This is a genomic window from Ruegeria sp. HKCCD7251, assembly GCF_013031165.1.
GTDB lineage: Bacteria > Pseudomonadota > Alphaproteobacteria > Rhodobacterales > Rhodobacteraceae > Ruegeria.
Genome location: NZ_WPZC01000001.1, coordinates 862,648 through 888,421 on the forward strand (window position 1 = coordinate 862,648; position 25,774 = coordinate 888,421).

The 25,774-nt window shown below is 56.6% G+C and carries 25 protein-coding genes; 17 read left to right on the top strand and 8 right to left on the bottom strand.

The window, feature by feature from the left end:
- Positions 1-11: 11 nt before the first annotated feature.
- Entirely contained in the window at positions 12-2,033 is a 2,022-nt protein-coding gene (tkt, locus tag GOX75_RS04225) for a transketolase (RefSeq protein ID WP_171121338.1), read from the bottom strand.
- Positions 2,034-2,267: 234 nt separating this feature from the next.
- On the opposite strand from tkt, the gene GOX75_RS04230 reads away from it, so the two are divergent.
- From GOX75_RS04230 to GOX75_RS04240, 3 genes are read left to right on the top strand one after another with little or no spacing between them, the layout of a single operon-like run.
- Complete coding sequence (locus tag GOX75_RS04230; protein ID WP_171121339.1) at positions 2,268-3,065, top strand: hypothetical protein; 798 nt, start codon at positions 2,268-2,270, stop codon at positions 3,063-3,065.
- Positions 3,065-3,460 (top strand): cell division protein ZapA, encoded by a 396-nt coding sequence (locus GOX75_RS04235; RefSeq protein WP_171121340.1) that lies wholly within the window; start codon positions 3,065-3,067, stop codon positions 3,458-3,460. The genes GOX75_RS04230 and GOX75_RS04235 overlap by 1 nt, the downstream gene beginning before the upstream one ends.
- A gap of 3 nt (positions 3,461-3,463) precedes the next feature.
- A complete protein-coding gene (locus GOX75_RS04240; protein ID WP_171121341.1) occupies positions 3,464-3,808 on the top strand; it encodes an MliC family protein in 345 nt (114 codons plus the stop codon).
- On the opposite strand, the gene grxD is transcribed toward GOX75_RS04240, so the two are convergent.
- The 5 genes from grxD to GOX75_RS04265 form a co-directional block, all read right to left on the bottom strand.
- Positions 3,809-4,171 carry a Grx4 family monothiol glutaredoxin gene (gene grxD / locus GOX75_RS04245; RefSeq protein WP_171121342.1) on the bottom strand — a complete coding sequence of 121 codons (363 nt, stop codon included), beginning with the start codon at positions 4,169-4,171 and terminating at the stop codon, positions 3,809-3,811.
- 172 nt (positions 4,172-4,343) lie between these two features.
- Positions 4,344-4,580 carry a BolA/IbaG family iron-sulfur metabolism protein gene (locus tag GOX75_RS04250; RefSeq protein WP_171121343.1) on the bottom strand — a complete coding sequence of 79 codons (237 nt, stop codon included), beginning with the start codon at positions 4,578-4,580 and terminating at the stop codon, positions 4,344-4,346.
- Positions 4,581-4,715: 135 nt separating this feature from the next.
- The gene (gene purL, locus GOX75_RS04255) at positions 4,716-6,875 is read right to left on the bottom strand and encodes a phosphoribosylformylglycinamidine synthase subunit PurL (RefSeq protein WP_171121344.1); all 2,160 of its coding nucleotides are present in this window, start codon (positions 6,873-6,875) and stop codon (positions 4,716-4,718) included.
- Between the two features lie 154 nt (positions 6,876-7,029).
- Complete coding sequence (locus tag GOX75_RS04260) at positions 7,030-9,279, bottom strand: mechanosensitive ion channel family protein (RefSeq protein ID WP_171121345.1); 2,250 nt, start codon at positions 9,277-9,279, stop codon at positions 7,030-7,032.
- Between the two features lie 278 nt (positions 9,280-9,557).
- Positions 9,558-10,463, bottom strand: coding sequence for a LysR family transcriptional regulator (locus GOX75_RS04265; RefSeq protein ID WP_171121346.1), 906 nt, complete (start codon positions 10,461-10,463; stop codon positions 9,558-9,560).
- Between the two features lie 169 nt (positions 10,464-10,632).
- Between GOX75_RS04265 and GOX75_RS04270 the strand changes: the two genes are divergently transcribed.
- The 10 genes from GOX75_RS04270 to GOX75_RS04315 all read left to right on the top strand — a co-directional run bounded on the left by GOX75_RS04270 (position 10,633) and on the right by GOX75_RS04315 (position 22,051).
- Positions 10,633-14,052 (top strand): indolepyruvate ferredoxin oxidoreductase family protein, encoded by a 3,420-nt coding sequence (locus GOX75_RS04270; protein ID WP_171121347.1) that lies wholly within the window; start codon positions 10,633-10,635, stop codon positions 14,050-14,052.
- Positions 14,053-14,132: 80 nt separating this feature from the next.
- Positions 14,133-15,011, top strand: coding sequence for a lysophospholipid acyltransferase family protein (locus GOX75_RS04275; protein ID WP_171121348.1), 879 nt, complete (start codon positions 14,133-14,135; stop codon positions 15,009-15,011).
- A gap of 8 nt (positions 15,012-15,019) precedes the next feature.
- Positions 15,020-15,829 carry a glutamate racemase gene (locus GOX75_RS04280; protein WP_171121349.1) on the top strand — a complete coding sequence of 270 codons (810 nt, stop codon included), beginning with the start codon at positions 15,020-15,022 and terminating at the stop codon, positions 15,827-15,829.
- Between the two features lie 94 nt (positions 15,830-15,923).
- Positions 15,924-16,952, top strand: a complete 1,029-nt coding sequence (argC, locus tag GOX75_RS04285; protein ID WP_171121350.1) for an N-acetyl-gamma-glutamyl-phosphate reductase — start codon at positions 15,924-15,926, stop codon at positions 16,950-16,952.
- Between the two features lie 7 nt (positions 16,953-16,959).
- The gene (gene ccmE / locus GOX75_RS04290) at positions 16,960-17,406 is read left to right on the top strand and encodes a cytochrome c maturation protein CcmE (RefSeq protein WP_171121351.1); all 447 of its coding nucleotides are present in this window, start codon (positions 16,960-16,962) and stop codon (positions 17,404-17,406) included.
- 120 nt (positions 17,407-17,526) lie between these two features.
- Positions 17,527-18,138, top strand: a complete 612-nt coding sequence (locus tag GOX75_RS04295) for a holin-associated N-acetylmuramidase (RefSeq protein ID WP_171121352.1) — start codon at positions 17,527-17,529, stop codon at positions 18,136-18,138.
- A complete protein-coding gene (locus GOX75_RS04300) occupies positions 18,129-18,707 on the top strand; it encodes a holin family protein (protein WP_171121353.1) in 579 nt (192 codons plus the stop codon). The genes GOX75_RS04295 and GOX75_RS04300 overlap by 10 nt, the downstream gene beginning before the upstream one ends.
- A 76-nt stretch (positions 18,708-18,783) precedes the next feature.
- Entirely contained in the window at positions 18,784-20,748 is a 1,965-nt protein-coding gene (locus GOX75_RS04305; RefSeq protein ID WP_171121354.1) for a heme lyase CcmF/NrfE family subunit, read from the top strand.
- Positions 20,745-21,200 carry a cytochrome c-type biogenesis protein gene (locus GOX75_RS04310; protein ID WP_171121355.1) on the top strand — a complete coding sequence of 152 codons (456 nt, stop codon included), beginning with the start codon at positions 20,745-20,747 and terminating at the stop codon, positions 21,198-21,200. Before GOX75_RS04305 ends, GOX75_RS04310 begins: the two co-directional genes overlap by 4 nt.
- Before the next feature lie 74 nt (positions 21,201-21,274).
- Entirely contained in the window at positions 21,275-22,051 is a 777-nt protein-coding gene (locus GOX75_RS04315) for an enoyl-CoA hydratase-related protein (protein ID WP_171121356.1), read from the top strand.
- 3 nt (positions 22,052-22,054) lie between these two features.
- On the opposite strand, the gene bmt is transcribed toward GOX75_RS04315, so the two are convergent.
- Positions 22,055-23,068 (bottom strand): betaine--homocysteine S-methyltransferase, encoded by a 1,014-nt coding sequence (gene bmt, locus GOX75_RS04320; RefSeq protein ID WP_171121357.1) that lies wholly within the window; start codon positions 23,066-23,068, stop codon positions 22,055-22,057.
- Positions 23,069-23,191: 123 nt separating this feature from the next.
- Positions 23,192-23,509 carry a DUF1476 domain-containing protein gene (locus GOX75_RS04325; protein WP_171121358.1) on the bottom strand — a complete coding sequence of 106 codons (318 nt, stop codon included), beginning with the start codon at positions 23,507-23,509 and terminating at the stop codon, positions 23,192-23,194.
- A gap of 187 nt (positions 23,510-23,696) precedes the next feature.
- Between GOX75_RS04325 and purC the strand changes: the two genes are divergently transcribed.
- From purC to purQ, 4 genes are all read left to right on the top strand, one after another.
- Positions 23,697-24,452, top strand: coding sequence for a phosphoribosylaminoimidazolesuccinocarboxamide synthase (purC, locus tag GOX75_RS04330; protein WP_171121706.1), 756 nt, complete (start codon positions 23,697-23,699; stop codon positions 24,450-24,452).
- Between the two features lie 173 nt (positions 24,453-24,625).
- Entirely contained in the window at positions 24,626-24,856 is a 231-nt protein-coding gene (gene purS / locus GOX75_RS04335) for a phosphoribosylformylglycinamidine synthase subunit PurS (RefSeq protein ID WP_170683997.1), read from the top strand.
- Between the two features lie 4 nt (positions 24,857-24,860).
- Entirely contained in the window at positions 24,861-25,082 is a 222-nt protein-coding gene (locus GOX75_RS04340) for a hypothetical protein (protein WP_171121359.1), read from the top strand.
- Between the two features lie 11 nt (positions 25,083-25,093).
- The gene (purQ, locus tag GOX75_RS04345) at positions 25,094-25,762 is read left to right on the top strand and encodes a phosphoribosylformylglycinamidine synthase subunit PurQ (protein WP_171121360.1); all 669 of its coding nucleotides are present in this window, start codon (positions 25,094-25,096) and stop codon (positions 25,760-25,762) included.
- Positions 25,763-25,774: the final 12 nt, after the last annotated feature.

Consider the following 25,774-nt stretch of genomic DNA (forward strand, 5'->3'; position numbering starts at 1 on the left):
TGCTGCCGGGATCAACCCAGCAGTTCTTCAACCTTCGCAACTGCAGCCTCAGCCGTGATGCCAAAATGCTTGTACAGTTCGCCCGCTGGGGCCGAGGCACCAAAGCTCGACATGCCGATGAAACCGGCCTTGGCTTCGCGGCCGCGTTCACCCAGCAACCAGCGATCCCAGCCACCCGCGCGAACGGCGGCTTCGATGCCTACACGGACGGGACCAGCCGGAAGAACACGCTTACGATATGCTTCGTCCTGCTGTGCAAACAGTTCCATGCAGGGCATGGACACGACGCGGGTGCCTATGCCTTCGGCTTCAAGCATCGCTTTGGCTTCCATCGCCAGCGACACTTCGGAGCCGGTGGCAATCAGGATGGCCTGACGTTTGCCCTCGGCCTCGGCCAAAACATAAGCGCCCTGAGCGGTCAGGTTCTTGGTCTTGTGCTGGGTCCGAACGGTCGGCACGCCCTGACGGGTCAGCGACAGGACCGATGGGCTGCCCTTGAAGGTCAGCGCCAATTCCCAGGCTTCGGCCGTTTCAACCGTGTCAGCGGGGCGGAACACATAGGTGTTCGGCGTCGCGCGTGAAATTGCCAGATGTTCGACCGGCTGGTGAGTCGGGCCGTCTTCGCCCAGACCGATGGAATCGTGTGTCATCACGAAGACCGACGGCACTTTCATCAGCGCGGCCAGACGCATCGACGGGCGAGCATAATCGGTGAAGGCCATAAATGTCCCGCCATAGGGGCGGATACCGCCATGCAGCGCCATACCGTTCATCGCAGCGGCCATGCCGTGTTCACGGATACCGTAATGGATGTAACGGCCCTTGCGGTTTTCCGGCAGAAACACACCCATATCAGCCGACTTAGTATTGTTCGAGCCAGTCAGGTCGGCCGAACCGCCCACGGTTTCGGTCACGATCGGGTTGACGACGTTCAGAACCTTTTCCGACGAGGCGCGGGTGGCCAGTTTTGGCTGGTCTTCCGACATCTGTTTTTTGAATGAACGGATGGCACCGGCCAGATTCTTGGGTGCTTCGAACGCATAGGCGCGGTTGAATTCGGCCTGCTTACGCTCGGATAGCGCAGCAAAGCGGGCCTCCCACGCGGTGCGCTCGGCACTCCCACGCGCGCCGATTGCTTCCCATGCGGTCTTCACGTTGGCGGGGATTTCGAACGCGTCATGCGGCCAGCCATAGCCTTCCTTGGCGGCCTTCAGTTGATCTTGATCCGTCAGCGCCCCGTGACCTTTCGAGGTATCCTGCGCTGCGTGACCCAAAGCGATGTGGCTTTCGCAGGCGATCATGGTCGGCTTGTTCGATTTTTTCGCATCCACGATTGCGGCGTCGATGGCCTGCGGGTCGTGACCGTCAATCTCAATCACATGCCAGCCCGAGGCCGCAAAACGGCGCACCTGATCGGTGCGATCAGCGATGTCCACGGTGCCGTCAATGGTGATGTTGTTGTTGTCCCAGAAGACGATCAGCTTGCTTAGTTCATGACGACCGGCAAGGGTGATCGCCTCTTGGCTGACGCCCTCCATTAGGCACCCATCGCCCGCGATCACGTAAGTGTAGTGATCGACGACTTTCTTGCCGTAATGCGCGCGTTGGATTTCCTCGGCCATGGCAAAGCCCACGGCGTTCGAAATACCCTGACCCAGCGGGCCAGTCGTGGTTTCGATTCCGTCGACCAGGAAGTTTTCCGGGTGACCCGCGGTTTTCGCGCCCAGTTGGCGGAAGTTCTTGATCTCGTCCAGCGTAACGTCTGCATGGCCTGTGAGATAAAGCAGCGAATAGACCAGCATCGAGCCGTGTCCGGCAGACAGGATAAACCGGTCGCGGTCCGGCCAGTTCGGGGCAGAGGCGTCAAATTTCAGGTGCTTTTCGAACAGCACGGTCGCAACATCGGCCATGCCCATGGGCATGCCGGAATGGCCGGAATTGGCGGCCGCGACGGCGTCGAGGGTCAGTGTGCGGATGGCCGCAGCTTTGTCCCAGTGTTCGGGGTTTGCATTGCGCAGCGCAGTCAGGTCCACGGGCGTTGTTCCTTTGGATTACAGGCAGATGGGCCGCTCAATACCACTCAGCCCTCAAAGTGCAAGCATAACTGGGGGTTGCATCATATTCATGGATCAAGAACGCAGTCCAAGTTGTTGAAAGCAAAGAGTGGGTATTTTCTGCGCCGTTGGGTTAGACTAGAGCAAGACGCGGATTATGTTGATTCGGATGAACCGCGACACAAGGAACCTTGATAAAGAGGTGGCAGGGGCATGAGCCAGATCGAAGAATTACACCGCCGTATCGTCTCTGCGATGGAGAGAATTGGAATTGGGGTCGATGCCTTACAGAACAAAGCTCCGACCGGGGCAGTCCAAGACGATAGCTTGCGCGCGGCACTGGATGATGAACGTGTCGCCAATGCGCAGTTGGAAGAACGCCTGAAGACACTGAAACAGCGGCACGAACAAGAAGTCGACGCAATGCGTGCTGACATGGAAAGCCTGCGTTCAGCACCTTCCGACCACCCCGAAAACGGCGCATTGCGAGAGCAGTTGGCCGAAGCGACTGCGAAGCTAGAGGCGGTTGAAGCCGCTCGCGCGGAACTGGCGGACGCAAAGGCCGCCTTGGAAAATCAGGATGAGGTCGACACGCTTCGCGCAGAGAATGAGAAACTGAGGGCCGCGGCAACAAAATCTCAGGAACTGGAAGCCGAGAACGCCCGATTGAAATCCGAATTGGCCGATAGTGAGCGCGTAGCCGAACTTAGTTCGGAACTTGAGATGTTGCGCGCGGAGCGCAGCAGCCATGGTGCCGCAATGTCCAGACTGGATGATGATCTGCAACGTATGCGCAAAGCCAATGAGCAATTGCGCAAGTCTGTTGATGAGCTTCGGGCAGCGTCGCAGAACGGTCTGCCCGATGCGGAACTGTTGAACCGGGCCACAGTGGCGGAACTGGAAGCAACCCGCGCGGCGCAGGCAACAGATGCTGCCGAAGCCCATGCAGTTCTGGCCCGTTTGGAACCGCTGTTGTCGCGGGCGAAACTGGCTGATGGAGAGGTGGAGTAATGCCCGAAGTAACCATTCAAATAGGTGGCCGTGGCTTTGATGTCTCTTGTCAGGAGGGTGAGGAAGTATTCCTGCAAGCCGCTGCAAAAATGCTGGATGACGAGGCGCAGGTATTGTCAGACCAGATTGGGCGTATGCCCGAGTCGCGAATGCTTCTTATGGCAGGGTTGATGCTTGCGGATAAGACCGCAGCGAATGATGACAAGATCAAGATGCTTGAACGTAAGTTGTCCGAGGTGGAAGCAGAGGTCAAAACCCTTCGTGAGATGCCAAAGCCAGAGCCCGAAAGGGTGGAAGTCGCAGTTGTGCCACCGTCGGTGACGGATACGCTGGCGGAACTGGCTGCAAGGGCCGAGGCCTTGGCCTCGGTCATCGAAGACAAAACAGCAGGATAACGCATGTTCAGGATTGGCATTTTTGCCGCTGCGATGCTTGCGTCAGGCGGATCGGCGCAGGCTGAGATCGACATCCTGCCTGTGACATTCACCTGTGAGAACAACGTCTCGCTTCAAGTGACGTATTTCAACGCGACTGACGGATCCAGCGCGGCGGCAATGTTGGTTGATGACACTCTGATCTCACTTAAGCAAGCACCCAGCGCCTCGGGTATCCGCTATGAATCTACGGGTGAGGACGGCACTTATATTCTGCGGTCCAAAGGCTGGGATGCCATGGTCAGCTTTCTGGCGACGGGCGACGCCGCCAGTGAGCAGGACATTCTAAAGGATTGCTCCAGCCGTTAATCAGGCGTTCGCTTCGCGGATTTTGTCCGCAGCATCTTTGTCGTAGCCAACACCGTTGTCGTCAAAAAGCGTATCCAATTCACCCGACAGGGTCATTTCGGTGATGATATCGCACCCGCCGACGAATTCGCCTTTGACATACAGTTGCGGAACGGTCGGCCAGTCGGAGTAATCCTTGATACCCTGACGGACCTCTTCGTCGGACAAAACGTTTACGTCGGTATAGTCGACCCCCATGTAATTCAGCACACCAGCCACGCGGGACGAGAACCCACACTGAGGCATTTCCTTGGTGCCTTTCATATACAACACCACGTCGTTGGCTTTGACGGTTTCGTCGATCTGGGTCTTAACGTCGCTCATCCTGCGTTTCCTTGTCGATAGCGCTCGTGAGCGCCAGTTTCGTGTTCAATTCGTTCGTTTTCCACCCGCACCTTAGTCATATTGGCAATCTTCAGCCTCAAAGGTGGTTCTTCGTCGTAACAAGGGTTTTCCGGCCAAATTGAAAAAGCCAGAAGTTCCCAAGCCACTCGCGTTATTCGGGCGCCTTAGTCGTTAACGCCAGCGCGTGTAGTTCTCCATCTGGGCCGTCCATTTTGCCTTTCAAGGCTGCATAGACCGCACGCTGCTGTTGAACCCTGTTTTTTCCGCGAAAACTCTCATCCACAACCATGGCGGACATGTGTACACCATCGTTGCCGCCGACTTGAATTTCCGCATCCGGAAAAGCTTCGCGCAGCAGGTGTTCGATTTCGTGGGCGCTCATCGGCATGTAGGTAACTCCTGAAGGTCTTTCCCAAGATGTAGAGTGCCCGGGCGGGGCGTGCAAGGGTGTGGTGTCGGGCTAAAACGCACAAAACCTGCGCTTGAAACAGCGCAGGTTTCGCATTGCAAATCCCTGTTAAGATCAGGCGACAGCGGCGGCAAAGCTGCTGCGGAACGTCCCGGTCAATTCCTCTAGCGGGGCTTCCGAGCTTCCGATGCGAACCGCGTCTTTGGTGAAACGGCCAACCGAGGCCACTGGTACACCCGCCTGGGCTGCAGCAATCATCAGCGCCTCGGCCTGATCAAAGTTGCAGGCGACCAGATAACGGGCCTGATCTTCACCAAACAGAAACTCGGTCGAAGCTTCGTCGAGGCAAACGCCCACACCAGCCGCCTCGGCCAATTCAAACGCGGCCAGCGCAAGGCCGCCATCGGCCAGGTCGGTGCAGGCTTTGATCATCTCGCGGTTGGCGCGGATAAAATCGCCATTGCGCTTTTCTGCGTCCAGATCGACATGTGGCGCATCGCCGTCTTCGCGGTTGAACACCTCGGCCAGCAGGGCAGATTGGCCCAGATGGCCAGTCGTTTCGCCGATAACCAGCGCCACATGTCCCTCACGTACTTCGTTGCCGATGATGTCATCGGTATGAGTCAGCAGACCAACCGCGCCGATGGTCGGGGTCGGCAGGATCGCCTGACCGTCGGTTTCGTTATAAAGCGAGACGTTGCCTGACACGATGGGCATATCCAGCGCGGCGACGGCTTCGCCGATGCCTTTGATCGCGCCGACGAACTGGCCCATGATCTCGGGCTTTTCGGGGTTGCCGAAGTTCAGGTTGTCGGTGGTCGCCAGCGGAGTGGCTCCAACCGCGGTCAGGTTGCGATAGGCTTCAGCCACCGCCTGCTTGCCGCCCTCAACCGGGTTGGCGCGCACATAGCGGGGCGTCACGTCGCTGGTGAAGGCCAGAGCCTTGTCGGTCCCATGCACGCGGACCATACCAGCGCCCAGACCCGGCGTGCGGGCGGTGTCGGCCATGACCATGGTGTCGTACTGTTCATAGACCCATTGCTTGCCCGCATAGTTGGGCGAGGAGAGCAGGGCGCGCAGACCGTCGATCGGATCAATCTGCGGAACTTCGGCCAATTCTTCGGCTTCCGGCGTCGCGACCCATGGGCGGTCATACTCAGGCGCGGTCGAGGAGAGTTTCGACAGGACCAGATCAGCTTTGACCTCACCATTGTGGACGATAAGGAAGCGGTCCTCGGCAATGGTTTCGCCAACGATCGCGAAATCCAGATCCCATTTTTCGAACACGGCGCGGGCTTCGGCTTCAAGCTCGGGCTTGAGGACCATCAGCATCCGTTCCTGAGATTCCGAAAGCATCATCTCATAGGCGGTCATGTTCTCTTCGCGCTGGGGGACGTTTTCCAGATCCAGACGCACGCCAAGGCCGCCCTTGTCGCCCATTTCAACCGCAGAGCAGGTCAGGCCCGCAGCCCCCATGTCCTGAATCGAGATCACGGCACCGGTCTGCATCAACTCCAGCGTTGCTTCCATCAGGCGCTTTTCGGTGAAGGGGTCGCCGACCTGAACGGTGGGGCGCTTTTCCTCGATCGTGTCGTCGAATTCGGCCGAGGCCATGGTTGCGCCACCCACGCCGTCGCGGCCTGTCTTAGCGCCCAGATACACGACTGGCATCCCGACGCCCGAGGCAGCCGAGTAGAAAATCTTGTCACTGTCGGCCAGACCGGCGGCGAAGGCGTTTACAAGGCAGTTGCCGTTATAGGCAGAGTGAAATCGAACCTCACCGCCCACACAAGGAACGCCAAAGCAGTTGCCATAGCCGCCAATGCCCTCGACCACGCCATTCACAAGCTGACGGGTTTTGTGGTGGCCGGGTTCACCAAAGGAAAGCGCATTCATCGACGCGATGGGCCGCGCGCCCATAGTGAAGACGTCGCGCAGGATGCCGCCGACACCGGTCGCCGCGCCTTGATAAGGCTCAATGTACGAGGGGTGGTTGTGGCTTTCCATTTTGAACACCACGGCCTGACCATCGCCGATATCGACCACACCCGCATTTTCACCGGGTCCGCAGATCACCTGAGGGCCCGAGGTGGGCAGGGTGCGCAGCCATTTCTTGGACGACTTGTACGAACAATGTTCGTTCCACATGGCCGAGAAGATGCCCAGCTCTGTAAAGGTCGGCTCGCGCCCGATGATCTCGAGGATCATGTCATATTCGTCGGGCTTCAGCCCGTGTGCGGCAATCAGATCCGGGGTGATGGCGGGCTCTTGCATCGTCTGTCCTGTGTCCAAAGGGGCCGAGATTGCGCGCCTTGTAGGGCAAGGACGCGCCCGTGGGAAGGGTCAAGTCACCGCAGGGCGGTCTAGATGAACAAAATCGGGCCCCGCAATCGTGCAGGGCCCGTGTATTGAATAATATAGAGCCGGGTCAGGCGGGTGCTTCGCCCTTGTTGACGGCATCCGCTGCGGCTGCTCCGACCGCCGCCTTTTGTTCTTCCGTCAGGTTCTCGGCTTCTTCCAAACCGGGGATCGCCACGCGCACTTCGCGGCGGGCAAAGTCGATGCCGTTTTCCTTGAAGGCCGCTTTCACGCGATTGAAGATTTCCTTGCGCAACGTGAACTGCTTGCCCGGTTTGGCCATGAACTTACCCCGGATGATCATGCCAACATCGTCGAAATCAAAAACACCCTGAGATTTGAATGGCTGAAGGAACCCGTCTTTGTGGGTTTCGTCTGCCATCATCTCGGCCCCAATCTTCTTGAAGATCTTTTTGACCTTGTTTGGATCGGTATCGAATGGAACGGTGAATTTCAGCTTCATAATCACCCAGTCGCGGCTGAAATTTGTCAGTTTCTGAATTTCGCCGTAAGGGATCGTGTGAACCGGTCCGCGGTGGTGTCGCAGTTGCATGGAGCGGATCGAAATCTTCTCGACCGTTCCCATTGTGCCGCCAACATCGACATATTCACCGACGCGGAAGGCATCATCAATCAGGAAGAAGATGCCACCGACGATATCAGCCACCAACTTCTGTGCGCCAAAACCAATGGCCAGACCGAGAACACCAGCACCGGCCAGCAGCGGGGTGATGTTGATACCCAGCGCCCCCAGCGCCAGCAGCACAAAGATTACCGCGATCGAGACTTGTGCCGTCACGCGCAGCAAGGGCAAAACCGTCGCCAGACGTGATCCGCCAGCACCGCCGCCTTCGCCAGCTTCCTCGTCGGGGCTTTGTTCCGCTGCGGTCTGTTCCTTGGCCAGCCGGCGGTTGATCCACAGAGATACCGCTTCGTTCAGAATGTAGCCGACTGCGATGATGATAAAGAACTGAATGACCTTGCTGCCAGATTCCGTGCCACCGCCCGCAATCTCTTGCAGATCCAGATCCCAGGCGTTCGCGATCATTAGAATTATCAGGATACCGGCCAGAACACGGCCAATGCGGATATAGCTGCGCTTGGTCGACTTGTAGGCGCGTTCTGCAACCGGTCCATCGCCCAGCATCGGAGGCTGAAGGTGGCGGACCAGCCCACGGATCAGCGTATCCAACGCCGGAGCGATCAGAAGCCAGAACATGGTGGTGAAATGGGCACCATGCGCCAGCAACTCGAACACGGCCGGGTTGCGCTGTGCCGAAAGGTATTCAACAAGCAGCCATGTACCCGCCGAGACACCTATGGCCAGATATGGATATAGGCGCGCGACTTCTTCGTCGAAACGCGTGCGGTCAGGGTCAGACCCCCGCATCATGTCAGACAGCCCATCGCGTGCGCGCCATGCGATTACGCCAATATAGATATGAATCGCTGTATTGAGCCAGAATCCCAAGCGGGACTCACCCGGCATGACACCATTGAGCGCATTAAAGTCCAGAATGAACAGCGTGAAGCCGATCAGCAGGAACAGGCCAATCAGGTTCCGATGCAGGTACTTTGCCCAATGGTCGTCGACGTTCACAAGCCGCAGGTCGTGCTGTTTGGGCGCCAGAATAAACCGCGAAATAGCCGCACCCAGACGCGGGAACCAGATCATGTAGAATACAAAGGGGGCCGCCTGAGCAATCTGCTGTTCGTTCAACAACTGCCGTCCGACAAAAACGAGGGTGTAATAAAAGACCAGCAGGCCCAGAAACTCAAACAGGAACCGTTTGAATAGAAAGGTCACGGCCCCACGAAGGTTCGATGATGCGTCGCCATCGACGACCTTGATCCAGCGGCGCGTCCACAGACCGACGACGTTTTCCGCCGCATACCCAATCGCCAGCGCCAGGAACGTAAATCCAAACAGTGACATGAGGCCACTTGAGCCGAAGGTCGCTCCGAAATTCGAGAAAGCCTCGACCTGGGCGCTTACCAGCAGGGGTATCTTTCGGATCACATCCAGCCATGAGGCGGTCATGCTGGTGACGGTGTCAGAAATTGTTTGAATCAGGCCCTTTCTGGCCTGAGTGGTTTCGGCCTGTTGCGCCGCCACAGCGTCGAGGCGTTCCAGCAGAATGGCGCGAACCTGATCGTCGGACATGCGCGCAACAAGGTCGTCCACCTGCTCGGGTGTCAGATCCTCGGGAATTGAGATGGAGGCTGTCGAACCGGAAGTACCGCTTACCTGCGCGGCCAGAGGCCCTGAAAGTAAAATAACTGACAGCATCGCCAAAAGCAGGCGAAATGGGTGAAACATCGAATCTGTCCTCGAACACATCTATTGGTATTTTTTTCGGATCATAGGTCTAAGTGCCCGGCATTCCCAGATGTTTCACCAACTCAGGGCCCGTTCTGATGCTTGAAGGCAAAAAAAAGGCCGAGCACTAAGCTCGGCCATAGTCCAACAGGGAGGTATGAAGATGATGAGCGTTTCAGCATCACCGCCTTCGAGTGCTCATTTAGGGATCAGTTTATGAACGATCAAGATTTTTCAGACTGATGAATGGGAATGTCCGCTATGCCTTTCGTGCATAGCTAAAGTTTTCCCATTTGCTTCAATTGCTTGCGTTGTTCAATAATTTCATCCTGAACAAAGTCCCTAAACGCCGCAACGCGCTTGGAATGGCGCAATTCCTCGGGGTAGGCGAGGTAAACGGGAACATCGGCGGCTTCGATATCGCTCAAAATCGGAACCAGATGCGGGAAATCCTGGGTCACATAGTCCGGCAAGACACCGATACCAAGATTGTGCAAAACGCCCTGCAAAACGCCGAAATAGTTGTTCACTGTCAGCAACGACCCGGGGTTATAGGTCATAAGATGGCGAACCATTGATGCACTTGCGCCTACTTGTGGGGCTGCCGGAGTTTGACAAATCAGCCGATGGGTCGAAATTTCCTCGAGTGACCCGGGCGTACCGTTTTCGGCAAGGTATTCCTTTGTCGCATAAAGCTGCATCTGCACGGTCATCAACCGTTTGCGAACAAGGTCGGCCTGGCTGGGTTCCTTCATACGGATGGCGACGTCGGCCTCGCGCATTGGCAGGTCCAGCACGCGTTCTTCCAGCATCAGGTCGATATTCAGGTCAGGATATTGCTCGTAAAGTTTCGGGAGGCGCGGCGCCAACCAAAGCGTTCCGAACCCGAAGGTCGTAGTGACGCGAAGAACACCAAAAACCTCTTCTTCACTGTCGCGGATGCGTGCTGCCGCAGCATCCAGTCGTTTGGACATGGCCGAGGTTGCGTCGAACAACAGCTCACCTTGTTCGGTCAGGATCAAACCGCGGGCGTGACGGTGAAACAGGGTCGAATCAAGCGATTCTTCCAATGCCCGAATTTGGCGGCTTACGGCGGATTGCGACAGGTTCAGTCGATCCCCCGCATGGGTCAGACTGCCTGCATCGGCCACTGCATGAAAAATCCTAAGCTTGTCCCAGTCCATCGCCGCAACTTTCGTTATCCTTCGGAATGCCTATATGAAATAGGTAACAACTTCCACATTCAAACGGTGAAATCCTTATGTTTCAGAGGATAAACCCTATACAGGTCAGGAATTGTGACCTAATATGTGTATAAATGAAGCACACTGATCTGACGAGGGGAGACGTCTGATGAGTCAGCCACTGATATCACTAAATGACCGGTTCGATCTGGAGAAGAACCCGGTTCTGCTGAACGGAACACAGGCTTTGGTGCGCCTGATGTTGATCCAGAAAGCACGGGACAAACAAGCGGGACTAGACACAGCGGGTTTGGTTACCGGGTATCGGGGATCACCGCTTGGGGCCGTTGATCAGCAGATGATCCGCGCTCAGAAGCAATTGGCCGAAAGCGATGTAACTTTTCAGTACGGTTTGAACGAAGACCTCGCGGCCACCGCTCTGTGGGGCAGCCAACAGGCTGGTTTGCGTGGGGATGGAAAATACGACGGTGTCTTCGGCCTTTGGTACGGCAAAGGTCCCGGTGTTGACCGATCTGGTGACGTGATGCGCCATGCGAATATGGCTGGTACGGCCAAGCACGGCGGCGTTCTAATGGCGATGGGCGATGACCACACTGGCGAAAGCTCGACCGTATTGCATCAATCCGAGTGGTCACTGGTCGACACCTATATGCCCGTGGTCAGCCCGGCCGGGGTTCAGGAAATTCTGGATTACGGTGTCTATGGATTTGCACTCAGCCGGTTTGCCGGAGTCTGGGTTGGCCTGAAGACGATGAAGGACACGATCGAAGTGACGTCCGTCGTGGATGGCAGCGTTGACCGAATGAAGGTGATAACGCCGGACTTTGAGATGCCTGAAGGTGGCTTGAACATCCGGCTTGGCGACACACCGCATCTGCAAGAAGCGCGGATCATCGACTATAAGCGGTTCGCGGCGGAAACATTCTCGCGCGCCAACAAGATGGACAAGCGGGTTTGGGGTAAACCCGGTGCCAAGATCGGTTTTGTCGCTGCCGGGAAGAACTGGCTTGACCTTGTTCACGCCATGTCACTTTTGAACATCGACGAGGCCGAGGCCGAACGGCTTGGGATCACGACCTATAAAGTCGGGCAGACATTCCCGCTGGACATGGCCGGGTTCCACGAATGGGCCGAAGGGCTGGACCTGATCGTGATCGTCGAGGAAAAGCGCAAGCTGATCGAAGTACAGGTCAAAGAAGCCATTTTCGATGATCGCCGGGGGCGCCGGGTCTATGGATGGTACAAGGGCGGTGCAGGTACGCTGCACCGGGAAGAGCTTTTCCCGACGCGTGGTGCACTTGACCCGATTATGATCGCCGAGAAATTAGGAGAAATCCTGATCGAGGAAGGTCGTGAAACCGACGGCATTCGCGGCGGCCTCGATTCGTTGTCCGCAGCCCGACGCGCTGACAACGCCGAAGAGATCGCAACACGCCTTCCGTATTTCTGTTCGGGCTGTCCGCATAACAGCTCGACCAAAGTGCCTGACGGAAGCCGCGCTTATGCCGGCATCGGGTGTCACTATATGGTTCAGTGGATGGACAGGAATACGTCCGGCTTTACCCAAATGGGCGGAGAGGGTGCGAACTGGATCGGTGAAGAGCCGTTCTCGACCACTCAGCACGTTTTCCAGAACCTTGGGGACGGCACCTATAACCACTCGGGTGTGCAAGCCATCCGGGCGGCATTGTCTGCGGGAACGAACATCACCTTCAAAATCCTGTTCAATGACGCGGTTGCTATGACCGGCGGGCAGGGGAACGAAGGCGACCTGACCGCCGAGCGGATCGTGGCCGAAGTTAAGGCGATGGGCGTAAAGGACGTTGCTTTGGTCTATGACGAGAAAGAGGATGTGAACTTCAAGGCTTTGCCCGCCGGGGTCGAGACATTCGAACGCGCGGAACTCATGCAGGTTCAGGAGCGGTTCCGAAACATCGAAGGGGTTTCCGTCATCGTCTACGTACAGACTTGCGCTGCCGAAAAACGGCGGCGTCGCAAGCGCGGTACTTTCCCCGATCCGGACAAGCGGGTGTTCATCAATACCGATATCTGCGAGGGCTGCGGCGATTGCGGCATTCAGTCGAACTGTGTGTCGATCGTGCCCCAAGAGACGGAACTGGGGCGCAAGCGCGCGATTGATCAATCCAGTTGCAACAAGGACTTTTCCTGCCTGAAAGGGTTTTGTCCGTCTTTTGTAACCCTGGAAGGGGCGGAAATCCGTAAGGAAGCCACGACCGAGATTGACCTGCCTGACCTGCCTTTGCCCACTCTGCCGACGATCCACGGCACTCATAACGTGGTGATTACCGGTATTGGCGGTACCGGGGTTGTTACACTTGGAGCGGTTTTGGCGCAGGCCGCTCAGATCGACGGCAAAGGGGCCGGGATGATGGAGATGGCTGGACTGGCGCAAAAAGGTGGCGCGGTGCACATTCATTGTCGCCTAGCCGACCGGCCCGAAGACATCAGCGCAATTCGCGTCGCCACGGGTGAAGCCCACGCATTGATCGGCGGTGACCTTGTTGTGTCCGCCGGGTCCGCGACGCTTGGTCTGACCCGCGCAGGGCAGACAGGAGCAGTGGTGAACAGCCACGAGACAGTCACGGGTGACTTCACCCGTGACACCAAGTTCCGCATTCCAGGTGACAGGTTGGAATTGGCATTGCAGGCGCGTTTGAAGGACGACGTTTCCCTGTTCGATGCCACCGAACTGGCGCGTGCCGTAATGGGCAATTCGATCTATTCCAACATGATGGTGTTTGGGGCCGCGTGGCAGCGCGGGTTGCTACCAATCAGCCATGAGGCCGTTTTGACTGCGATCGAGCTGAATGGAACTGCGGTTGAGCGCAATAAACGGGCATTCGACATTGGACGCTGGGCCGTTTTGCACCCCGAAAAGGTCGGTGAAATTCTGCGCCCCAAGGTCGCCGAACTGCCCAAAACTCTGGATCAACTGATCGAGTTCCGGGCAAGCCATCTATCCGAGTACCAAAGTGCCCGGCTGGCAAAGCGATATCGGAAACTGATTGACTCGTTCGAAGATACGGAAATCAAAGAGGCTGCAGCAAAAGGGTATCACAAGCTGTTGTCCTATAAGGATGAATACGAGGTTGCTCGCTTGCTGTTGTCCAGTCGCGAAAAGGCTGCTGCTGAATTCGATGGGGACTTCAAGATGACCTTCCACCTTGCCCCTCCATTGCTGGGCGGCACCGGACCGGACGGACGTCCACGCAAACGCGATTTTGGCGAATGGATGCTGGGTCCGCTTAAGATAATGAGCAAGTTCAAATTCCTGCGCGGTACACCGTTGGATATCTTCGGCTACAGCGCGGAACGGCGCATGGAGCGTGCTTTGATCAAGCAATATGAGCGTGATTTCAAAGAGGTGTCTTCGCTGGTCACGCCGCAGACAAAAGACGCCGTTGTTGCGTTGGCCCAGTTGCCACTGGATATCCGGGGTTTCGGACCTGTTTTGAAGGAAAACGAGGCCAAAGCAGCCAAGCGTCGCGAAGAACTGCTGGCAACGATCCGAAGCGGAGGGCCCGATTTGCGCGCGGCAGCCGAGTAAATCGTCACAGCCCTGTCACGATATCTAGGCAAACTTGATGCCTGCACATAAATAGCAGGCAACAAACCCCGGAGTCGTCCATGCCCTCGCGCCGCCATGTCGCTCGTGACATTTCTTATGCTTATTCCGCCGAAACCAAAGGTGGACGCATGGTCATTAAGCTGATGGAGAATACAACCGGCCGGATGCGGCTGATCAAGCGGGCCGACGGGTACGAGAAAGAAGTCGCCAACGGGCGCGATTTCTGGTCGGTGATGGTGGATCGGTACGGGCTTTCGCTGGATGTGGTTGGCGGGTCACTGGCGAATATTCCCAAGACTGGGCCGCTGATCCTGATCGCCAATCACCCCTATGGCATTCTGGACGGGATGATGATGGGGCATATGCTATCCCAGACCCGTGGCGATTTCCGCATTCTGGCGAACAGAGTGTTCCGCAAGGCCGAGGACCTGAACCGCATCGTCCTGCCAATTTCGTTTGATGACACGAAAGAGGCGGTTAAACTGAACCTGGAGACTCGGAAAACAGCCTTGAACTACCTGGGTGAGGGTGGCGCAATCGGCATTTTCCCCGGTGGTACTGTCAGCACGGGCGCAAAGCCGTTTTCCCACCCGATGGATCCGGGGTGGCGGGGATTCACCGCGCGGATGGTCGCCAAGTCGAATGCTACTGTGGTTCCTGTCTTTTTCGACGGCCACACCTCGCGCCTGTTTCAGATCGCCAGCCATCTGCACAGCACCCTACGTATGGGTTTGTTGATAAAAGAGTTCAAAAAACGCGTAGATACACCTGTCAAAGTCGCCATCGGAGAGCCGATTGGCCGCGACGTTCTGAACCCTTTGGCGAAGGATACGCGCAAGATGATGGATTTCCTGCGCAAAGCCACGTATGAGCTGTCTCCAAAGCCGCTAAGGTCCTATGACTACGGCTATGAATTCGAGGAACGGCATCGCGCCTGAAGGGGCAAATGGCAGTAGGTATTTTTGATTCTGGTTTGGGCGGTTTAACCGTGCTGGACGCCGCGCAGCAACGTCTGCCGGACGTGGAGTTTCTATATTTCGCAGACAGCGCGCACGCGCCTTATGGGGTGCGGGACGCCGAAAACATCTATGATCTGACGCGCAGCGCTGTGAACGATCTGTGGAACCGCGGCTGTGATCTGGTGATTCTGGCGTGCAACACGGCAAGCGCCGCCGCCCTGCGTCGGATGCAAGAAGAGGGCGTGCCGGAAGGCAAGCGGGTTCTGGGTGTGTTCGTTCCATTGATCGAAGCGCTGACTGAACGTCAATGGGGCGATAATAGCCCCCCGCGCGAAGTCGCCGTGAAGCATGTTGCCCTGTTTGCAACCCCGGCCACCGTCGCCAGCCGAGCGTTTCAACGCGAACTCGCTTTCCGGGCGATCGGTGTGGACGTCGAAGCTCAGGCCTGTGGCGGTGTGGTGGATGCGATCGAGGATGGCGATATGATCCTGGCCGAGGCGTTGGTGCGTAGCCATGTCGATGCGCTGAAACGCAAGATGCCGGAACCGCAGGCCGCCATTTTGGGGTGTACACATTACCCTTTGATGGCAGACACGTTCCAGCAGGCACTTGGCACCAATGTTGAGGTGTTCAGCCAGGGGGATCTGGTCGCGGAGAGTCTGGCGGATTACCTGCAGCGCCATCCCAAGATGCTTGGCGAAGGTAAAGGCGGTTTTCTGACAACCGGGAAGCCAGACGTTGTCAGTGATCGGGCGACACAGTTCCTCCGACGACAAATCACATTCGAGGCCGCCTGACTTAGGTCAAGGATAGTTAAAGGCTGGCCGCTTAGTTCAAAGATCGTCACGTCGGCGGTCGTGATATGTGACATTCAGAAACAAGAGGTCTCAGATGACCCATAAAATCGCAATTCTGGGCGCTTCGGGATATACCGGCGCTGAACTTGTTCGGTTGATCGCCGAACATCCGAACATGGAAATCACCGCTCTTGCCGCCGAGCGCAAAGCGGGCCAGCCGATGGCGCAGGTCTTTCCTCATCTGCGCCATATGGACCTCCCTGATCTGTGCAAGATATCCGAAATCGACTTTTCGCAAGTCGACCTGTGTTTTTGCGCGCTGCCGCATAAGACCAGTCAGGAAGTCATCCGCAATCTGCCTAAAGGGTTAAAGATCGTTGATTTGTCCGCAGACTTTAGGCTGCGTGACCCAGACGAATACGAAAAGTGGTACGGCAACCCTCATGTGGCCTTGGAACAGCAAGACGAAGCCGTCTATGGCTTGACCGAGTTCCATCGCGACGACATTCGCCAAGCTCGACTTGTTGCGGGAACAGGTTGCAACGCCGCGACGGGGCAATATGTGCTGCGCCCGTTGATCTCGGCCGGAGTGATTGATCTGGACGATATCGTTCTGGACCTGAAATGCGCCGTTTCGGGGGCAGGGCGCTCACTCAAAGAAAACCTGCTGCACGCGGAACTCAGCGAAGGGTATAACGCTTACGCTGTTGGCGGCACGCATCGGCATCTCGGAGAGTTTGATCAGGAGTTTTCAGCCTTGGCCGGACGTCCTGTGCATGTTCAGTTTACGCCGCACTTGATACCGGCGAACCGGGGAATTCTGGCGACCACCTACGTCAAGGGCGATCCTGCCAGTGTCTATGAGGTATTGTCCAAGACCTATGAAGATGAGCCGTTCATCAAGATGTTGCCCTTTGGCGAAACGCCTTCGACGCACCATGTGAGGGGGTCTAATTTTTGCCATATCGGAGTGGTTGCAGACCGGATTGAACGCCGCGCGATTGTGATCGGTGCACTTGATAACCTGACAAAAGGTAGCAGTGGACAAGCCTTGCAGAATGCCAACCTGATGTTAGGTGAAGCTGAAACCGCTGGTCTGATGATGGCCCCTCTGTTCCCGTGAGGATATCATGAAGTCACTCAAGAAACGTCGTCGCGTACAAATCATTCTGCTGGCCGTTGTGGCCTTGGTGTCTTCGACGGTGTTGATTGGTTGGGCATTGCAGGACGGTATCAACTTTTTCCGCTCGCCCAGTGAAGTGATCGCTGAACCACCCAAACCTACCGAAGTGTTTCGGATCGGTGGCCTTGTCGAAGAAGGCTCGATTGTTCGCGGTCAGGGTGAAACAGTGACATTTGTTGTGACGGATGGCGGAGAAAGCGTACCGGTCGCCTTTACGGGTGTTCTGCCAGACCTGTTTTCGGAAAATCAGGGCATGGTCGGCACCGGAAGTTACGTAAACGGTGTCTTTGAAGCCACTGAAATTCTTGCAAAACATGATGAAACTTACATGCCGAAAGAGGTAGTGGATGCCCTCAAGGAACAAGGCGTATATCAACACGCCGACGAAGGCTGATCCGACGATTTTCCATTAGGTAAAAGGGCGTTGCGTAGGAAGACTATTCAGCGCCCTTTCTTGTTTCCCGGACTTAACACTTTTGACTGACCGTTCCCTCACACTTTGAAGGAGGGTGCGGTGCAGACGGTTCGACAAATCGCAACACAGATTGTAGCCCGAGAGGGCGGGTTTGTAGATGACCCAGACGACCCGGGCGGCGCAACCAAGTATGGCGTTACAATCCACACAACGCGACGACTTGGTTTGGACCTTTCTGGTGACGGAAAGATAAACAGGGAAGATGTGAGGCTGCTCACCAAATCACAGGCGGTCGACATTTTTGTAACCCACTACTTCAAGGGTCCGCGTCTGGGGCTTTTGCCATTTGATCTTCAGCCTTCGTTATTCGACATGCACGTCAACTCTGGCGCGCAAGCTGTTAAAATATTGCAGATATTACTGCGCGATATGGGGTTTTCACTGGCCGTAGATGGGGTCGTTGGACCGCAGACAGCAGACGCCGCACAAAAGGCATCGCGGCCAGAGCCTGTGGTTTTGAAAGACGCCTATGGCGTGGCCCGGAGGAACTATTACTTCCGATTAGCAGACCACCGACCCTCGGCCAGAAAATATGCACGGACGCGGGCGGGCGGCAAAGGTGGCTGGATACGCCGGGCTGAGGAGTTCATCTCGCCGGTCTACCATCTGAGTGATGCAGAGTTTCAGACAAGGGTTGCGGGATGGGACTGATATCCGAGGTTTTGACGTTCCTCTTTGGCGGCGGAAGGAACGTGGTGCGCGAAACAACTGAGGTTTTTCGCCAAAATGCTGAAAACGCGGCCGTTCGTGATCTGACCTTACAACAACAGGCAATGCTTCAATTCGGCACCGAATTCCGCGCGGCCAACAAAAGCAGGTACGATCGGGTTCTGGATGGTCTAAATCGTTTACCAAGACCGGCGCTGGCCCTTGGCACACTTGGCTTGTTTGTCGCCGCAATGGTTGATCCGCTTTGGTTCGCAGCCCGGATGCAGGGGATTTCGTTGGTCCCTGAGCCGTTGTGGTGGTTGTTGGGTGTGATCGTGTCCTATTATTTTGGCGCCCGCCATCAGGCCAAGGCACAAGATTTACAACGAGAGCTATCCGCGGCAATTAAGCGTGCGCCCCAAGTCGTTGAAAATATTATGCTAATTGAGGGATTGCGTACCGAGGCCATAGGTTCCGCAGACCCCGGCACTGACGCCGAATTGGCGGAAAACGCGCTTCGGCCCGATGCGAACCGCGCGCTAGAGGATTGGCGGCATCAGCGATCCGGCTGAAGCCGCGACACTATGTGCGCCCCTACGGGGCGAAAGTTATTGGTTATCGCCCCGCATCAGGATTATATGCGGGGCCATGATTACTGAACTCGGTCACTTCACCCTGATACTCGCCTTTCTCGTCGCAATCGTTCAGACGGTTTTTCCACTTATTGGCGCGGGCTACCGCTGGACGGGTTGGATGAAGTTCGGTGAAACGGCTGCAATTGCGCAATTCGCGCTGGTCTCATTTTCTTTTGGCGCGCTGGTCTGGGCCTTTGCGACCTCTGACTTTTCGCTACGCATCGTGGTGGAAAACAGCCACTCTCTGAAGCCGATGCTGTACAAGATCAGCGGAACCTGGGGAAACCATGAGGGGTCGATGCTTCTGTGGGTTCTTATCGTTGCACTGTTTGGTGCAATGGCTGCCTTCTTTGGTGCAGGTTTGCCACCCACACTCAAGGCCCGTGTACTGTCAGTACAGGCCGCCATCGGTGTCGCGTTTTATGCATTCATCTTGTTCACCTCTAATCCTTTCGACCGGCTCATCGTCGCTCCGTTCGACGGGCAGGACCTGAACCCATTGTTGCAGGATCCGGGCTTAGCGTTTCACCCGCCGTTTTTGTATCTGGGCTATGTGGGCCTGAGCATGGCGTTCAGCTTTGCCGTCGCCGCCTTGATCGAGGGGCGTATCGACGCCGCATGGGGCCGCTGGGTTCGGCCATGGACTTTGGCGGCATGGATTTTTCTGACGATTGGCATCGCTCTGGGATCGTGGTGGGCGTATTATGAACTGGGCTGGGGCGGTTTTTGGTTCTGGGACCCGGTTGAAAATGCCTCGTTCATGCCATGGCTTCTGGCTGCAGCCTTGTTGCATTCCGCCATCGTTGTCGAAAAACGCGAAGCTTTGAAAAGCTGGACGATCCTTCTGGCCATCATTGCCTTTGGCTTTTCGCTTATCGGGACGTTTATCGTTCGATCCGGCCTGCTGACATCCGTTCATGCCTTTGCGAATGACCCGGAACGCGGTGTGTTCATCCTGTTCATTCTTGTCATTTTTATTGGCGGCGCGCTTACCCTGTTTGCGGCCCGTGCTCAGGCGATGGAGGCAAAGGGCGTCTTTGGCATGGTCAGCCGGGAAAGTGCGCTGGTTCTCAATAACATCCTGCTGGCCGTAAGTTGCTTTGTCGTATTCTTCGGAACGATGTGGCCGATGGTGGCGGAAATGGCGTTTGACCGGAAACTTTCGGTTGGTCCGCCGTTCTTCAACGCGGCCTTCACGCCCTTCATGATCGCTTTGGGAATTGCCCTTCCTGTTGGGGCCATGCTTCCATGGAAACGGGGCAAGATTGCGAAAGCCGCCTATTCATTGCGCTTTGCCTTTGTTCTGGCGGTGGCTCTGGCGCTGTTGGTCTGGGCGATGCAGACGGGTCGCAGTTCATTGGGGCCTGCAGGTCTGTTTCTGGGTGCATGGATTACCTTTGGCGCAGCCGTGGATCTTTGGAGCCGCACCGGGCGCAAAGGCAACCTGTCGCGCCTGTTTCGCCTTCCTGGCGCGGATTGGGGCAAGGCCGTCGCACACACCGGGCTTGGCGTTACAATGTTTGCCATAGCGGGCCTTACCGCGTGGGAGGTTGAGGATATTCGTGTCGCCCAACCGGCAAAACCATTCGATGTGGGACAGTTTACATTCACATTGGAAGATGTCCGGCGGGTAGAGGGGCCGAACTACTTCTCAACCATGGCCGAGGTTCTGGTGGAAAAGGACGGACGACCCGTTGCAACCCTATACCCAGAGAAACGAGACTATCCGGTTGCCAGAATGCCCACTACCGAAGCGGCAATCGACTATCGTTTTCTACGCGACGTATATGTCGTGATCGGTGATCAACAGGCTGACGGTGGCTGGGTGATGCGGACCTATATCAAACCTCTGGCCAACTGGATTTGGGGTGGGTGTATTCTTATGGCCCTTGGTGGCTTCATAAGCTTGTCGGACCGCCGCTTCCGTGTTGCGGCAGGTGCGCGCAAGGCCCCTTCGGGTGGAGTTCCCGCAGAATGAAACGACTGTTTTTGATCCTCGCGTTTCTTGCATCGCCTGCGTGGGCGGTTCAACCGGACGAAGTTCTGGATGATCCGGTTCTGGAACAGCGCGCGCGCGACCTGAGCACGGGTCTGCGATGCCTTGTGTGCCGAAACGAGAGTATTGATGAAAGCAATGCCGACCTTGCGCGTGACCTGCGCCTTTTGGTTAGGGAAAGACTGGTCGCAGGCGACACCGATGATGAGGCGATTGAATTCATCGTGGATCGCTACGGTGAATACGTTCTGTTGAAGCCTACCTCTTCTGGGGCAAACCTTGTGCTGTGGCTGGCCGGTCCAATCATGCTGCTGATTGCTGCGGGTCTGGGTTGGAACTTTGTGCGCAAGCGGTCAAACGCGCAACAATCCACAGGCGGTGAGGCCCTGACCGACGCTGAAAAAGAGCGGTTAGAACAAATTCTTAAGGACTAACGGGTCGTCGGGCTTTCCCTGTCAAGGTAATTGCGTCAGGGTTGCGAGAAATCCAGGACGAACGGGAGGAACGCATGGACTACGAAACGCTGTTATTGGACGTTGCTGACGATCTGGCAGTAGTCACCTTGAACCGGCCAGACAAAATGAATGCGATGACCGCGCAGATGCGGGCCGAAGTCACACATGCCATGAAACACGCAGCCCGCAATGCCCGCGCAGTCGTATTGACGGGCGCGGGCGGCGCATTCTGTTCAGGTCAGGATCTGGGAGATTCCTCAAGCACCGGCAAGATCGACCTTGAGCGTACTCTGCGGGATGAGTACGAGCCAATGCTTGAAACGATTTATAACTGTCCGGTTCCCACCATCGCTGCGGTGAACGGTGCTGCGGCCGGGGCAGGGGCGAACCTAGCGCTTTGTGCCGACGTTGTGATCGCGTCGGAAAGTGCGTATTTCCTGCAGGCTTTTGCGCGAATTGGATTGTTGCCCGACGCGGGCGGCACATGGTTCACACCGCGGCAAATGGGGTTCGCTAAAGCCATGGGTGCTGCCTTGTTCGCCGAAAAGATCAGCGCGCGGCAAGCTGATGATTGGGGTTTGATTTGGGAAGCCGTTCCCGATGGCGAATTTGAGGCGCATTGGCGCAAGCGCGCATCCTACCTTGCCAAAGGTCCAACTGCCGGTTTCGGAGCGATCAAGCAAGCCATTCGGGGCACTTACGACAAAACGCTAAGTCAGCAGCTAGAAATCGAAGCCCATTTACAGGGCGAATGCGGACGAACCCGAGACTTTGCTGAAGGCGTGGTGGCCTTCATGGAAAAACGCCCCCCGAAATTCGAGGGGCGCTGAACCTTATGCTCTGCGACGGCGGCGGGCCCTGCGTTCGGGCACGTCGGCCTCTTCGGTGCCGTCCGAGGCTGACGAAAACGGCCCGAGTGCTTCAGTAATCTGATCCAGTGTGGGGCGAGAGCCGCACGAAGTGGTATCAAGGGCTTCGCGCATCTTTCGAAGATGCGCTGGCATGGTGCCACAACAGCCGCCAATGATCGTTGCGCCGGAGTCGCGAGCCATCGCTGCGTATTGCCCCATCAACTCGGGCGTACCGTCATAGTGGATATGGCCGTTGACGTATTTCGGGATGCCCGCGTTGCCTTTTGAGATCACAGGGCGCTCGGTCCCTTGGGCCACAAAACCAAGAACAGTGCGCAGGATGTCAGATGCACCTGTGCCGCAATTCGCACCGAAGGCCACGGGCGGGTTCGGTAGGGTCTCGACCAATTGGGCCAAATCCGCCGAAGTGACGCCCATCATGGTCCGCCCGGCAGTATCAAAGCTCATCGTGCCACACCAGGGCATGTCGGCCAGTGCAAAAGCTTCGGCTGCGGCCCGGAACTCTTCCGGGGCGCTGATTGTCTCAAGCCACAGAACATCCGCACCGCCAGCCTTCAACGCTTCGGCTTGTTCATGGAACATCTCGACAGCGCCAGCATGGGACAGGCTTCCGATGGGTTCCATAATCTCGCCCGTCGGACCGACCGAACCGGCGACGATTACGAGGCGTCCGGCTTTGTCAGCGACCTCGCGGCCCAATTCAGCGCCGACCCGGTTCAGCTCGGCCACACGATTTTGAGCATCGTGCAGTTTCAACCGCGCCGAAGTTCCGCCAAACGTGTTTGTCAGAAACAGATCGCTGCCCGCATCGACCGAACCTTGATACAAAGCCTTGATTTTTTCGGGAGAATCCACGTTCCACAGCTCAGGCGCGTCACCGGATTGCAAACCCATATTGAACAGGTTTGTTCCGGTGGCACCATCAGCCAGAATCGTATCATTGGTTTCCAGAAATGTGTTGAGCGCGTTTGTCATTGAGGTTTCCAGATGTCGGCAAGGCCGAACAAGGCCGTATATACTAAGATGCCCCGTCTCTCATGGACGGGGCATCAAATCAAATTCATAAAACTCATGAAGATCATGAGTTGGGCGTTGGCCTTACTGAGCTTCGCTCAGAATCTGCGCCTTAGCCTCAGGCAAAAGCTCGGCCATTTTCGCGCGGATTTCATCATCGGATGACAAAGAGCCAAGGTCGCCGGACACTTTGCGAACCACGTCCTCGTGGCCAGCTTCTTCCATATCGGCGATCACAACGGTTTTGGCATAATCTTCAGCCTCGGCACCGGACTTGCCTAGCTTTTCCGCGGCCCAAAGGCCCAAAAGCTTGTTGCAGCGTGCCTGTGCCTTGAACTGCATCTCTTCATCATGCGCAAACTTGGCTTCAAAGGCGTTTTCGCGTTCGTCAAACGTGGTCATTGATTGGGGACCCCTTGGATTACATCTTCTTAATTGATGATATGACTATAGCTGCGCCCGGACGCAAGGTATTTGCGCTGCGTCAAAGACCCTCGGGTCGTCGAACTTGCGGGAAAGTGGGGCTTGGACTATGAGAGCGCCAAGAAGCATGGGAAATCCCCGGCTCAACAGTCTGGAAGGGTCGCTTATGGCGCGTCGCAAGAAAATCTACGAAGGCAAAGCCAAGATTTTGTATGAAGGCCCCGAGCCGGGTACCATTGTGCAGTATTTCAAGGATGACGCCACCGCGTTCAACGCGGAAAAGAAGGATGTCATCGACGGCAAGGGCGTTCTGAACAACCGCCTGAGCGAATTCTTCATGAACGGCCTGAACCAGATAGGCGTGCCGACCCATTTCATTCGTCGCCTCAACATGCGCGAACAACTGGTTCGTAGCTGCGAGATCGTGCCCCTTGAAGTGATCGTGCGCAATTATGCGGCCGGAACCATGTCCAAGCGTCTTGGAATTGCTGAGGGAACGCAGTTGCCGCGTCCTATTGTTGAGTATTGCTATAAGGATGACGCTCTGGGTGACCCGCTGGTAACTGAAGAGCACATTGCAGCATTCGGTTGGGCCAGCCAGCAGGATATGGACGATATCCTTAGTCTTGCGTTGCGTGTGAACGACTTCATGAGCGGCATGATGCTGGCAGTGGGTATCCGCCTGGTCGACTTCAAGATCGAGATCGGCCGTGTTTTCGAAGGCGATTTCCAACGCCTGATCGTAGCCGACGAGATCAGCCCGGACAGTTGCCGCCTGTGGGATATTGAAACGGGCCAGAAATTGGACAAGGACGTGTTCCGCCGCGATTTGGGCAGCCTGACAGATGCCTATTCAGAGGTGGCGCGTCGTCTGGGCGTCCTTCCCAAAAGCAATGTGACCAAGCCCACACTCATCAATTGAGGCATGCTCTCATTCTGACTTTGAAACGCCGCATCTAATTGCGGCGTTTTTTATTTGCCGACGGACCTGCGGCAAACTGCGTGCGGACAAGGGTTGTCGAATGGCCAAAGGCGCGCTATCCCCCGCGCAACGGAACGGGCCGTGACCGAAGGCCCTTAGCTGGAGTTGCAGGAATGAAAGCACGGGTGCATGTGATGCTCAAGAACGGGGTTCTGGACCCGCAGGGTGAAGCGGTGCGTCATGCATTGGGCGCTATGGGCTTCGATCAGGTCGAAGGCGTGCGCCAGGGCAAAGTGATCGACCTGGAACTGGCCGAAGGCGCGACCGAGGCCGACGTGACCCAGATGTGCGAAAAGCTGTTGGCCAACACGGTCATCGAACGCTACGAAATCGAACTGGTCTGACGGGATGCGGGATGCGCTCTATTCCGGGCGGTTGGCCGTGTTTGGCACCGGTGGAATGCCAAGTTGGCGCTATCCTTCACTAATATCGTTGATCGTTGGGGGCGGTGTTGATCTGAGCCCGCTGGCGTCACGTCAGAATTCACTGTCTCTGGTAAGTGAAGAACTTGCCGCTGTTGATCATCCGACGCCACTCGGCGTTGCCGTGGTCGCCGATTATTTGCATTAGGAGGCCCCGTAATGCGCGCAGCAGTCATCGTATTTCCCGGTTCGAACTGTGACCGGGATCTGGCCGTAGCCTTCGAACAGGCAGGTTTTCAGGTTGATATGGTCTGGCACAAGGACGCCGCCTTGCCCGAGAGGGTGGACATTGTCGGCGTACCCGGTGGTTTCTCGTACGGTGATTATCTGCGCTGCGGTGCGATCGCTGCGCAGTCCCCGATCTGCAAGGCCGTCGTGGATCACACAAAGCGGGGCGGCTACGCGCTGGGTGTTTGCAACGGTTTTCAGATTCTGACCGAAACCGGCATCCTTCCGGGCGCTTTGCTGCGAAATGCTGGCCTCAAGTACATCTGCCGAAAGGTCGGCCTGAAAGTCCAGACGAGCGCCAGTGCATTTACCGAAGGATATAACGCAGGGGATGTGATCGGGATTCCAATCGCGCACCACGACGGCAATTATTTCGCCGATGACGACACGCTGGCTCAACTACGGGACCAGGATCGGGTGGCCTTCACCTATACCGAGAATCCGAACGGCTCGGTTGGCGACATCGCTGGTATCCTGTCTGAAAACCGCCGCGTTCTTGGAATGATGCCGCATCCCGAACGTGCGGCAGACGAAGGTCACGGTGGAACAGACGGAACGGCATTGTTCCGCGCATTGTCAGGCGTGCTTGCACCCGCATGACTTGAGGTCGCA